Raw genomic sequence first — 12,928 nt, 5'->3', positions numbered from 1 at the left:
ATTTTACTTCTTCAACAGACCATAGGCCATACTATCTGCCAGGGCCTGCCAACTGGCTTCAATAATGTTGGTGGAAACACCGACGGTGCCCCAGGTTTTTTTGCCATCCCCGGTTTCGATAAGCACACGTACCCTTGCTTCTGTCCCTGCCTTTTCCTCCAGCACCCGGACTTTGTAGTCCGAAAGCCGCATACCTGCCACTTCGGGATAAAAGGTCTCCAGGGCCTTTCTTAATGCGTTATCCAGGGCGTGTACCGGGCCGTTTCCTTCGGCTGCGGTGTGCACCACTTGGTCTCCTACCTTTAACTTAATGACGGCTTCGGAGTGGATGGGGTTCTCTTCCCTCATCTCTAAGATCAAGCGCATACTTTCTAATTGAAAGGGTTCCCGGTAGCCGTTCATGGCCTTTCGCAACATCAATTCCAGGGAGCCTTCGGCTGCCTCAAACTGGTAGCCTCCATGCTCCATGTTTTTAAGTTTCTCCAGCACCTGCCGTCCTTCGGGGCTGCTTTTATCTAAATGAAGTTCTTTATATTTATAAAGAAGGTTGGAAATACCCGCCAATTCTGACATGAGCACCCGTCGTACATTACCCACAGCTTCGGGGTTCATGTGTTCATAGGTGCCCGGTTCTTTCATGAGGGCGCTGACATGGATGCCCCCCTTATGGGCAAAGGCACTTTCTCCAACAAAGGGTTGATTGGCAATGGGATTTAGGTTTGCCAGTTCATAGACATAGCGTGAAAGCTCAGTTAGATAAACAAGGTTCTCCGCCGGAATGGTAGAATATCCCATCTTTAAAGCAAGATTTGGGATGATGGAGCAAAGATTGGCATTGCCACACCGCTCTCCTAATCCATTGACGGTTCCCTGCACCTGTGAAACTCCGGCCTGTACAGCCATGATACTGTTGGCCACTGCCATTTCCCCATCGTTGTGGGCGTGAATGCCCAATTCTACACCGGGCAGTTCTTCTACCACATGGGTTACAGCCCGCTGGATTTCCTGGGGCATGCTGCCACCGTTGGTATCACAGAGGATCACTGTGGCGGCTCCCCCCTGGACAGCGGCCTTTAATACAGACAGGGCATAGTCTGCATTGGCTTTATAACCGTCAAAGAAGTGCTCACCATCAAAAAAGACCATCAATCCCTTACTTTTTAAATAAGCCACCGATTCCCGGACCATGCGTAGATTCTCTTCCAGGGTTGTGTTTAAAGCTTTGGTCACATGAAAGTCCCAGCATTTTCCGAAAATTGTGGCTATTTTTGCCCCTGCTTCCAGCAAACAATTGATGTTTGCATCCTCATGTGGTTCCACACCTGGCCGACAGGTGCTGCCAAAGGCTGTAACCTGTGCATTTCTTAAGGAATACTGTTGAATTTTTTGAAAAAACTCCATATCCTTTGGGTTGGAACCGGGCCAACCCCCTTCTATATACTGGAAGCCCATTTCATCCAACCGCAGGGCAATTTTCACCTTGTCTTCTGCTGAAAGACTCACCCCTTCTCCCTGGGTGCCGTCCCGCAGTGTGGTGTCATACATTTTAATGAGCCTTAAATCCCCAATCAAACCACCTCATCTAAGCTTATATTGTATTTCTTTAGGGTCCGGCCATTAGCCTTTAGCCGTGAGCCATGAGCTTTTGGTAAACTAAATAGCTCATGGCTCACAGCCCATGGCTAGACCCCATATTATTACCCCAGAGCCTTTATTATCGCATCGGTCACTTCCACTGTTCCTACCTTTGTCTTACCGGGCTGCATGATATCCCCGGTGCGGTAACCTTGATCCAGGACCTTGGCCACAGCTTGCTCAATGGCTGCAGCTTCCGTCTCTAAACCAAAGGATATTCTAAGCATCATGGCTGCGGAAAGGATGGTAGCAATGGGATTGGCTAGGTTCTTACCGGCAATATCCGGGGCTGAACCATGAATGGGCTCATACAGGGCCACTTCTCCACCTAAGCTAGCCGAAGGCAGCATACCGATGGACCCCGTAAGCTGGGAGGCCAAATCCGTTAGGATATCTCCAAACATGTTCTCTGTAACCATAACGTCAAACTGCTTGGGATAGCGCACCAGTTGCATGGCACAGTTATCCACATACATATGGCTTAGTTCAACATCCGGATAATCCTTTGCCACTTCTTCCACAACTTCCCGCCACAACCGGGAACTTTCTAAAACATTGGCCTTATCCACGGACATCAGTTTTTTATTTCTCTTGCTGGCCATTTCAAAGCCTAAACGGGCTACCCGCTCAACTTCTTCAGTGGTATATTCCAAGGTTTCCACTGCCTTTTGTCCACCACCGGGTATATCTTCCCGGTGTTTTTGGCCAAAGTAGAGTCCCCCGGTTAATTCCCGGATAATTAAGATATCTAAGCCAGAAACAAGTTCTTCCTTTAAGGGGGAGGCTTCTGCCAGGGCTGAATTCACCGACGCAGGGCGAACATTGGCATAGAGGCCCAATTTTTTTCTCAGTGGCAACAGTGCTCCCCGCTCCGGCCGCAGTTGGGGCTCCAGGTTATCCCACTTAGGCCCGCCCACTGCCCCCAATAAAATAGCATCACTGTTGCGGCAAACTGCCAGGGTTTCTTCCGGTAGGGGATGACCGGTGGCATCATAGGCAGCACCGCCGATGAGAGCTGTTTGGAAGGAAAATTCTCGCTTATATTTCTCCCCGATGGCTTGTAAAACCCGTACAGCCTGGGGAACAATTTCCGGCCCGATACCATCACCGGGCAGCAAAGCTACTTTATACATCTTGTTTCACCCGTCCTTTAACATAGCTGATCAGTCCGCCGGCGTCGATGATTTGCCTCATAAAATCGGGAATGGGTACTGCCTGATAGTGCTTGCCGCTGGTTTGGTTAACAATGGCCCCGCTGGCGGCATCTACGGTGATCACATCTCCCTCATTGATTTCGTCCACAGCCTCTGGACATTCAAAGATAGGCAAACCAATGTTAAAGGCATTACGATAGAAAATCCGCGCATAGGATTTAGCCACCACACAGGATACTCCCGCCGCTTTAATGGCAATGGGGGCATGTTCCCGGGAACTGCCACAGCCAAAGTTTTTACCCGCCAACATAACATCCCCGGCGCTTACCTTGGAAGCAAAGGTAGGGTCACCATCTTCCATGCAGTGCTTAGCCAACTCCACGGGGTCGGAACTATTTAAATAGCGTGCTGCAATAATGATATCCGTGTCAATGTCGTTGCCAAACTTCCATACTTTACCCTGCTGATTCATTTACAGCACCTCCTGGGGATGAGAAATACGTCCGGTAATGGCACTGGCAGCCGCCACTGCCGGGTTGGCCAGATAAACTTCGCTTTCAGCATGACCCATGCGGCCTACAAAGTTACGGTTGGTGGTGGCAATACAGCGTTCTCCCTTGGCCAGGATTCCCATGTGTCCGCCCAGACAGGGACCACAGGTGGGAGTGCTGACAACGGCCCCGGCATCCAGGAAGATTTCAAAGAGGCCTTCCCGCATGGCCTGGCGGTAGATTTCCTGGGTACCCGGGATTACAATTAAACGAACCTGCTGATGAACCTTTTTCCCTTTGAGGATTTCAGCAGCTAGGCGCAAATCCTCCATACGACCGTTGGTGCAAGAACCAATAACCGCCTGATCAATGTCCACATGGCCGGCCTGACTTACCGGGCGGGCATTTTCCGGCAGATGGGGGAAGGCCACCTGGGGTTCTATTTTGTTAACATCAAACTCATATACCTTTGAGTATTGGGCATCGGGGTCACTGGTATAGAAGGTGTAGGGTCGCTTGGTCCGTCCTTCCACATACTGTCTGGTAATTTCGTCCGGCTGAATAATGCCATTTTTCCCGCCGGCTTCAATGGCCATGTTGCACATGGTAAAACGTCCATCCATGGACAACTGACTGATGGCTTCTCCGCAAAACTCCATGGCTTTGTACAGAGCACCATCTACCCCGATTTGACCAATGGTATGCAGAATTAAATCCTTGCCGCCTACATATTTGTTCAATTGACCGTTAAAGACAAATTTTATGGATTCCGGTACCTTAAACCAGGTCTCACCCAGGGCCATGGCAGCAGCCAAATCGGTGCTGCCCACGCCGGTGGCAAAGGCCCCCAGGGCACCATAGGTACATGTGTGGGAATCCGCCCCGATAATAACGTCGCCGGGGCCCACCAGTCCCTGTTCGGGCAACAGACAGTGTTCAATCCCCATACGGCCAACCTCAAAGTAGTTTGCTAGTTCCTGGGTATGGGCAAAGTCCCGTACCAGTTTTGCCTGCTCTGCAGACTTAATGTCTTTATTCGGTGTAAAATGGTCCGGCACCAGGGCCACCCGATTTTTATCCCAAACTTTATCAAGGCCAATCTTCTGGAATTCTTTTATGGCCACCGGTGCTGTAATGTCATTTGCCAAAACAAGGTCCACCTTGGCGTTAATTAGTTCACCGGGTTTTACACTTTCTTTGCCTGCCGCCGCAGCCAGTACTTTTTCTGTTATGGTCATTGGCACGGTTCTTCACCCCTCTTGTTGTTCTATTGCATGTCATGAATTAATTTATTAATGGCATTAACATATGCCTTGGCAGAGGCCTCTAAAATATCGGTGCTGACACCACGGCCAATATAAACCTTTTCTTTTTCCTCACACCGAATTTTTACCGTTACATCCCCCAGGGCATCCTTGCCGCCAGTGATGGCATTAATGGCATAGTTGACCAGGGTACAGGATATGCCGGTGATTTTATCCACGGTCTTATAGATGGCATCCACGGGACCGTCCCCGCAGGCAGCCTCTTCCTTTAATTCATCACCCATCTGCAGTCCCAGGGTAGCCGTGGGTACCACAGCGGTCCCGGTGGAAATATGCAGGTATTTCAACACATAGGTGTCCGGAATATGCTTAATTTCATCTTCCACCATGGCCTGCAGGTCATGATCGGTAATTTCCTTTTTCTTGTCTGCCAAAACTTTAAACCGACTGAAGGCTAAGTTTAATTCTTCCTCATTCAAATGATAACCCAATTCTTCTAGGCGATCCCGGAAGGCGTGTCGTCCGGAATGTTTACCCAACACCAGGTTGTTGGCGGTAATACCAACTTGCTCTGGATTCATAATCTCATAGGTGGTACGTTCCTTCAGAACACCGTCCTGATGAATGCCGGACTCGTGGGCAAAGGCGTTTTTGCCCACCACAGATTTATTGGGCTGCACTGGCATGCCGGTTAAGGAACTAACCAATCGACTAGTGCGATAAATCTCCGGGGTGTTTATGCCAGTCATTAACCCATAGTAGTCCTTGCGGGTGTACAGGCCCATCACCACTTCCTCCAGGGCAGCATTGCCTGCCCTTTCCCCAATACCGTTAATGGCACCTTCCACCTGCCGGGCACCAGCGCCCACAGCGGCCAGTGAGTTGGCCACTGCCAGCCCCAAATCATCGTGACAGTGAACACTTAAAACGATCTTTTCCATGCCCGGTGTTTTTTCCAGAATGTCTCGAATAAATTGGGCATATTCCCCCGGTGTGGTATAACCCACCGTATCCGGCACATTAATGACAGTGGCCCCGGCCTTAATCACTTCCTGAAAAATCCGGCAAAGGTAATCTATGTCCGAACGGGAAGCATCTTCAGCAGAAAATTCCACATCTGAAGTGTACTTTCTAGCATGCTTGACAGCCGCCACCGCTGCCTCAATCACTTGTTCCCGGTCCTTACGTAATTTATATTTCAAGTGAATATCCGATGTAGCAATAAAGGTATGAATGCGTGCCTGTTCGGCTTCTTTGATGGCATCCCAAGCCACATCAATGTCCTTGAAGTTGGCTCGGGCCAGACCTGCCACCGTAACGCCCCGCACTTCCCTGGCCACAGCCTGAACAGCAGCAAAATCTCCAGGGGAGGTAATGGGAAACCCAGCTTCAATAATATCCACCCCTAGCCGGGCTAGCTGCCTAGCTATCTGCAGTTTCTCATTTAAGTTTAAGCTAACACCCGGGGACTGTTCACCGTCCCTCAGGGTGGTATCGAAGATATGGACCCGGTTGTTCAAACCATTTCCCTCCCGTATTTTTTATTAACAATCCACACAATCATTGATATCTTTACCAGCCAACACCATGGGCAAAACATTTTCTTCAGGATCAATGGTACAATCCACCAGCACCGGCCCCGTCTCCCCAAAGGTTTCCTTTAAGGCCTTCTGAAGTTCTTCTTCGTTCTTAACGGTTATGCCCTTAAAGCCGTACACCCTGGCCAGTGCAGCGAAATCCGGCACAAAAGAAAAATCCACAGCGGTATAGCGTTTATCACAATAGAATTCCTGAAGTTGCCGAACCATACCCAGCCGCTGGTTGTTCAGAACAAATATTTTCAGGGGCAAACCCTGCTCTGCTGCTGTGCTCAGTTCATTCAAAGTCATCTGGAAGCTGCCGTCACCTGTTACCAAAACGACGGTTTCATTGGGCCTGCCTATTTGTGCCCCGATGGCACCGGGAAGACCAAAGCCCATGCAGCCCAATCCGCCAGAAGTAACCAAATCCCTTGGGCCAGTAAAGGTATAGTGTTGAGCCACCCACATCTGATGCTGGCCTACGTCAGTGGTCATGATGGCTTTACCATTGGTATGCCGATGAATTTCTTCTATAATATGCTGGGGCTTCAGATACTCACCTTCAGCTTGATATCTAGGCCCAAACTCTTTCTTCCAGTCGGCTACTTTGGCATTCCAAGAAATGTTCTGCTTCTTATCCAGCCGAACCAGTAAAGCTTCCAACACTTTTTTGGTATCTCCCACAATTGGCATGTGAGAAATAACATTCTTACTTATTTCTGCGGGGTCAATGTCCACATGGATCACCTTGGCATTGGGAGCAAAGCCACTGATTCTACCCGTAACCCTGTCATCAAAGCGAGCACCTAATGTAATCAGCAGATCGCACTCTGTCACCGCCAAATTGGCCGCTTTAATACCATGTAGACCCAGCATCCCTAAAAACAATCTGTGATCTCCGGGAAAGGCACCTAATCCCATTAGGGTAGACACCACCGGAGCATCGATGGTTTCAGCCAACCAAAGCAGTTCCTCCGAGGCGTTGGCATTAACAATACCTCCTCCGGTATAAATAACCGGCCGTTCTGCCTGCATGATCAATTTGGCAGCTTGGTTGATCTGAGCCACATGCCCCTTAACCGTTGGTTTGTACCCCATTAGTTCCACATCTTGGGGGTAATTAAAGTTAATTTCGGCCTGGGCCACATCCTTGGGCAGGTCAATTAAAACCGGGCCCGGCCTACCTGTCTGGGCAATATGAAAGGCTTGCTTCAAAATTTTGGGCAACATTTTAGGATCTTTGACCAGGTAATTATGTTTGGTAACTGGTATTGTAATACCGGTAATATCCACTTCCTGGAAGGCATCAGTCCCTACCTGAGAGGTGGGAACCTGGCCGGTGATAGCAACCAGGGGAATAGAGTCCATGTATGCGTTGGCCAAACCTGTGACTAGGTTTGTAGCACCGGGTCCTGAGGTAGTCATGCATACCCCAACTTTGCCCGTTGTTCGAGCATAGCCACTGGCCGCATGGGCCGCACCCTGTTCGTGCCGGGTTAAAATATGCTTAATCTTGCTGTTTATCAAGGCATCGTAGACAGGGAGGATAGCACCACCAGGATAACCGAAAATCAATTCTACGCCTTCCAACTCCAGGCAACGAACTAACGCTTCGGCACAGGTAATTTTCAAAGCATATCCCTCCCAATTTAGCTGTGAGCTATGGGCTTTTAGCCGTTAGCTATTAGCCATTAGCTTTTAGCTTTAAATTTTATTATTTATATCACTATCAACTTTTAACAGAGTATGCCTTGCCATTAGCCCTAAATCTAAAGAGCTCAGGGCTAATGGCTCATGGCAAGACCCCAAAGGACTACTTTATAGCAACTACTTCTTCAACCAGGGCATCATTTCACGCAATCTTGCGCCCACTTCTTCGATGGGATGTTCTTGTTCCATTTTACGAACTGCATTGAACTGAGGAGACTTTACCTGATTTTCCAGCATCCAGTTGCGGGCAAAGGTACCGTCCTGGATTTCCATTAATACCTGTCTCATTTCTTCACGGGTTTCTTCATTAACAATACGGGGACCAATCATGTAATCCCCATATTCCGCGGTGTTGCTGACGGAGTATCTCATTCTGGAAAGACCACCTTCGTAAATGAGATCCACAATTAATTTCAGTTCGTGCAGGCATTCGAAGTAGGCCATTTCCGGTGCATAGCCCGCCTCTACTAAGGTATCGAAACCCGCCTTAATTAATTCACTGACGCCGCCGCACAGAACGGCTTGCTCACCAAAGAGGTCTGTCTCGGTTTCTTCTCTAAAGGAGGTTTCAAAGACACCGGCTTTGGTGCAGCCAATGCCTTTGGCATAGGCCAGGGCAATGTCTTTGGCTTTGCCGGTATAATCCTGGTGTACCGCCACCAGTCCGGGAACCCCTTTGCCTTCAGCATACATGCGTCTTACCAGATGGCCGGGGCTTTTGGGTGCTACCAGAAATACGTCTACATTTTTGGGAGGCACAATTTGGCCAAAGTGGATGTTAAAACCGTGTGAGAACATTAGCGCCTTGCCTTCACTGAGGTATGGTTCAATTTCTTCCGCATAAACCCGACCTTGAATTTCATCGGGCAGCAATACCTGGATAACCTCTGCCTGAGCACAGGCATCGGGCACGGTGGCCACCTGCAGACCGTCTGCTTCTGCCTTGCTCCAGCGGGCACTGTCTTTGCGCAGACCCACTACCACATCTAAACCACTATCTCTAAGGCTCTGGGCCTGGGCATGACCCTGGCTGCCATAGCCTAGAACAGCAATTTTTTTACCTTTCAGAAACTCCAAGTTTGCATCTGCATCGTAGTAAACCTTTACCATGATTAGTCCTCCTCTTTTGTCTTGGTGATATTGGTATATTTGGCACCCCGTAGCATAGCTACTTTACCGGTACGTACTAATTCTTTCATACCGAAGGGACGCAGGGCTTCTTCAAAGGCATTAATTTTCTCTTGATTGCCAGTACATTCCAGGGTAAGGTTCTTGTGTCCATAATCAACGATGTTGGCCCGGAAAATCTGTGCAATTTGCATAATTTCATTCCGGCTGCCATTGTCAGCACTGACTTTAATAAGAACCAATTCCCTATCCACATGGGGGTTCGCCGTGATATCGTTAATTTTGATGACATCCACCAGTTTGTGCAGTTGTTTGCTGACCTGCTCCAGCACCCTTTCATCTCCCTCCACCACAATGGTCATGCGGGAGATCGCAGGATCGTCGGTGCGGCCCACTGCCAAACTATCGATGTTATAACCACGCCGGCTAAATAAACCAGCTACACGGGCCAATACACCGGGACTATTTTCCACTAATACCGCCAGTGTGTGATACATATAGACACCCCTTTTCTACCCTAACATTTCATTTAACGCTTTGCCCGGTGGGACAAAGGGCAATACGTTTCCTTCTCTTTCAACCACAAAGTCCATTAATACCGGTTTACGGGATTGCACTGCTGCCTGCATTACCTCCGCAACCTCATCCTTGCGGGTTACCTGGTAGCCTTCGGCACCATAGGCCTCGGCCAGTTTTACAAAGTTGGGGCTTTTCATCTCAACGTAGGAATAGCGACGATTATAAAAGAGTTCCTGCCACTGGCGAACCATGCCCAAGTAACCATTGTTCATCACAGCAATGTTTACAGGTAGGTCATAATCCACCGCTGTGGCTAACTCTTGAATATTCATCTGGATACTGCCATCCCCGGCAATATCAAAAACTGTTTCCTCCGGACAGGCCACCTGCACCCCGATGGCAGCAGGAAAACCATATCCCATGGTCCCCAAACCACCGGAGGAGATAAAGGAGCGGGGCTTGGTGTAGGTGTAATAGTGCGCCGCCCACATCTGGTGCTGACCCACTTCGGTGGCAATCCGGGCTTCTCCTCCGGTCTGCCGGTAGATTTCCCGAATAACATATTGGGGTGTTAAACCCTCACCGTTTTCATCAAAGTCAAGGGGATATTCCTTCTTCCACTGGGCAACTTTATGTTGCCAAGCCTCGGGGATCCTTGTCTGAACCCGCTCCAACAGTTGCTGCAACACCAGTTTTACATTGCCGGCGATGGGTACATCCACCCGCACATTTTTCCCCAGCTCTGCGGGATCTATGTCAATATGAATAATTTTGGCGTTGGGAGCAAAGGACTCCACTTTACCGGTGACCCGGTCATCGAAGCGAACCCCCACAGCAATGAGCAAATCGCAATCACAGATAGCAAAGTTAGCATATTTTGTACCATGCATACCCAACATGCCCAGGGCCAAGGCATGGTCACCGGGGAATCCCCCTAACCCCATCAGGGTGGTTGCCACCGGAGCCAGAATGGTTTCGGCCAATTTCTTCAGTTCCTCATGGGCACCAGCACTGATAATTCCGCCACCGGCATAAATCACCGGTCGCTCACTGACGGCGATTAAACGAAAGGCCTGATTAACCAAATCTTCCCGAGCCATGCCCGGCGGTTTGTACCCGGGCAGGTCCACAGGACCATTGGGCTGATAGTCCATCTCCCCGGCAGAAATGTCCTTGGGAATGTCTATCAATACCGGACCGGGCCGCCCGCTGGCGGCAATATGAAAGGCTTCTTTCACAACCTTGCCCAGTTCATTAATATCTTTCACAATGTAGTTATGTTTTGTTATGGGTAGGGTAATACCCGTTATATCGGCCTCCTGAAAGGAATCCCGCCCCAACATGGAAGTGGGTACCTGACCAGTAATGGCCACCAAGGGGATGGAGTCCATGTACGCATTGGCAATCCCCGTTACCAAGTTGGTGGCTCCGGGACCGGAGGTTGCCAGGCAAACCCCCACCTTGCCGGAAGCTCTGGCATAGCCGTCCGCCGCATGCACGGCACCCTGTTCATGGCGGCATAATATATGGCGAATATCAGAATCATAAAGTGCATCGTAAATGGGTATAGCCGAACCTCCGGGGTAGCCAAAAATGGTATCAACACCCATTTCCTTTAAACTATCAAGTAAAATCTTCGCACCAGACATTCTCATCATAAAAACCTCCAGTAACCCTCATTTTCCAATTGTTCTGGTGTCATACGCTCAAAATGCCCATGGTTTAAGAATGTTTACACAGTATCTATCGATTACAAACGGCCCCTTTACCCGCAGAGGATACTTTCTCTGCATAACGGGCCAGATAACCTTCCTTTACTCTGGGCTGCGGTGCCTGCCATGCAGCCATTCGGCGATTTATTTCCTCCGAATCAAGTTTTACTTCGAGGCGGTAATTGGGGATGTCAATTTCCACAATATCCCCGTCCTGAAGGACGGCGATAAGACCCCCTTCCGCTGCTTCCGGAGAAATGTGCCCGATGGAAGCACCCCGGGATGCCCCGGAGAAACGTCCGTCTGTCAGAAGGGCAACTTCTTTGTCCAGCCCCATGCCGGCCAATACCGAGGTGGGTCCCAGCATTTCTCTCATACCAGGTCCCCCTTTGGGCCCTTCATAACGGATTACCACCACATCACCGGCTTTGATTTGGCCACCCATAATGGCCTCAATGGCTGTTTCTTCTCCATCAAAGACTTTGGCAGGGCCTGTATGTTGCAGCATTTCCGGCGCTACGGCCGCCCGCTTGACCACTGCTCCCTCCAGGGCAAGATTTCCCCTCAGGATGGCCAGCCCACCAGTGGGACTGTAGGGTTCCTGAACACTGCGAATAACATTGTAATCTCTAACCTTGGCCTGTTCTATAAGTTGTTCAACTGTCAAGCCGCTGACAGTCTTAATGTTTAGATTAATCAGACCATTGAGGGACAACTCTTTCATGACCGCCTGGATACCGCCGGCGGCATAGAGGTCCTGTATGTGATATTCTCCCGCAGGACTGAGCTTACACAGGTGGGGAGATTTTTCGCTTATTTCGTTAATTAAATTTAAATCTAAATCAAGGCCTGCTTCATGGGCAATGGCGGGTAAGTGTAACACTGTGTTGGTGGAACATCCCAAGGCCATATCCACAGCCAACCCATTCCGGAAGTTCTCCGGGGTGAGAATATCTCTGGGTTTCAGATCTTCCTTAACCAGGGCCACGGCTCTCATACCAGCCGTTTTAGCCAACCTTCTCCTGGCTGCGGAGACAGCTGGAACAGTACCATTACCGGGCAGTGCCATGCCTAATGCTTCGGTTAAGCAGTTCATACTGTTGGCCGTAAACATGCCGGAGCAAGAACCACAACCAGGACAAGCCTGATCCTCTAACTCGGCCAGTTCTTCCTGGCTCATGCGATTAGCCACCACAGCTCCCACTGCTTCAAACATTTGACTCAGGGAGACATCCTTGTCTTGGAATCGACCTGCCATCATGGGTCCCCCACTTACCACAATGGCAGGGATATTCAGTCTGGCTGCCGCCATTAACATGCCTGGCACAACCTTATCGCAGTTGGGTATTAGCACCAACCCGTCAAAGGGATGGGCCTGGGCCATAACCTCAATGGAATCTGCAATGATCTCACGGCTGGCCAAGGAGTACCTCATACCTGGATGTCCCATGGCAATGCCATCACAAACTGCAATCACCGGAAACTCCACCGGTGTGCCGCCGGCCATCCGAACGCCGGCCTTAACTGCTTCGGCAATTTCTCTCAAATGCATATGACCTGGTACAATCTCGTTAAAGGAGTTCACCACACCAATCATGGGACGGGATAATTCTTCGTCTATTAACCCCAGGGCCCTGAACAAACTGCGGTGTGGCGCTCTCTCCAGGCCTTTCTTCATCGTATCGCTGCGCATCATATTTACCTCCCGATGAAATAATAAAAAACCCCTCGTTC

The 12,928-nt window shown here is 49.8% G+C and carries 10 protein-coding genes; all 10 read right to left on the bottom strand.

Going from position 1 to position 12,928, the window contains the following annotated elements:
* Window positions 1-3: 3 nt before the first annotated feature.
* Window positions 4-1,545: a citramalate synthase gene (gene cimA / locus DRED_RS01550; protein ID WP_011876676.1), complete on the bottom strand. Its 1,542-nt coding sequence runs from the start codon at window positions 1,543-1,545 to the stop codon at window positions 4-6.
* Between the two features lie 152 nt (window positions 1,546-1,697).
* Window positions 1,698-2,768 carry a 3-isopropylmalate dehydrogenase gene (gene leuB, locus DRED_RS01545; RefSeq protein ID WP_011876675.1) on the bottom strand — a complete coding sequence of 357 codons (1,071 nt, stop codon included), beginning with the start codon at window positions 2,766-2,768 and terminating at the stop codon, window positions 1,698-1,700.
* Window positions 2,761-3,261, bottom strand: coding sequence for a 3-isopropylmalate dehydratase small subunit (locus tag DRED_RS01540; RefSeq protein WP_011876674.1), 501 nt, complete (start codon window positions 3,259-3,261; stop codon window positions 2,761-2,763). The genes leuB and DRED_RS01540 overlap by 8 nt, the downstream gene beginning before the upstream one ends.
* Window positions 3,262-4,524: a 3-isopropylmalate dehydratase large subunit gene (gene leuC / locus DRED_RS01535; RefSeq protein WP_041274371.1), complete on the bottom strand. Its 1,263-nt coding sequence runs from the start codon at window positions 4,522-4,524 to the stop codon at window positions 3,262-3,264.
* A gap of 23 nt (window positions 4,525-4,547) precedes the next feature.
* Window positions 4,548-6,065 carry a 2-isopropylmalate synthase gene (locus tag DRED_RS01530; protein WP_011876672.1) on the bottom strand — a complete coding sequence of 506 codons (1,518 nt, stop codon included), beginning with the start codon at window positions 6,063-6,065 and terminating at the stop codon, window positions 4,548-4,550.
* A 24-nt stretch (window positions 6,066-6,089) separates the two neighbouring features.
* A complete protein-coding gene (gene ilvB, locus DRED_RS01525; RefSeq protein WP_011876671.1) occupies window positions 6,090-7,757 on the bottom strand; it encodes a biosynthetic-type acetolactate synthase large subunit in 1,668 nt (555 codons plus the stop codon).
* A gap of 195 nt (window positions 7,758-7,952) precedes the next feature.
* Complete coding sequence (gene ilvC, locus DRED_RS01520; protein WP_011876670.1) at window positions 7,953-8,945, bottom strand: ketol-acid reductoisomerase; 993 nt, start codon at window positions 8,943-8,945, stop codon at window positions 7,953-7,955.
* Between the two features lie 2 nt (window positions 8,946-8,947).
* Window positions 8,948-9,460 carry an acetolactate synthase small subunit gene (gene ilvN / locus DRED_RS01515; RefSeq protein ID WP_011876669.1) on the bottom strand — a complete coding sequence of 171 codons (513 nt, stop codon included), beginning with the start codon at window positions 9,458-9,460 and terminating at the stop codon, window positions 8,948-8,950.
* A gap of 15 nt (window positions 9,461-9,475) precedes the next feature.
* On the bottom strand, window positions 9,476-11,137 hold the full coding sequence (gene ilvB, locus DRED_RS01510) for a biosynthetic-type acetolactate synthase large subunit (protein WP_041274370.1): 1,662 nt from the start codon (window positions 11,135-11,137) through the stop codon (window positions 9,476-9,478).
* An 88-nt stretch (window positions 11,138-11,225) separates the two neighbouring features.
* Window positions 11,226-12,887, bottom strand: coding sequence for a dihydroxy-acid dehydratase (ilvD, locus tag DRED_RS01505; RefSeq protein WP_041274369.1), 1,662 nt, complete (start codon window positions 12,885-12,887; stop codon window positions 11,226-11,228).
* Window positions 12,888-12,928: the final 41 nt, after the last annotated feature.

The sequence above is a fragment of the Desulforamulus reducens MI-1 genome (genome assembly GCF_000016165.1).
Classification (GTDB): domain Bacteria; phylum Bacillota; class Desulfotomaculia; order Desulfotomaculales; family Desulfotomaculaceae; genus Desulfotomaculum; species Desulfotomaculum reducens.
The sequence above is the reverse complement of the archived record's forward strand: the minus strand, read 5'-3'. Positions and strand labels throughout refer to the sequence as shown.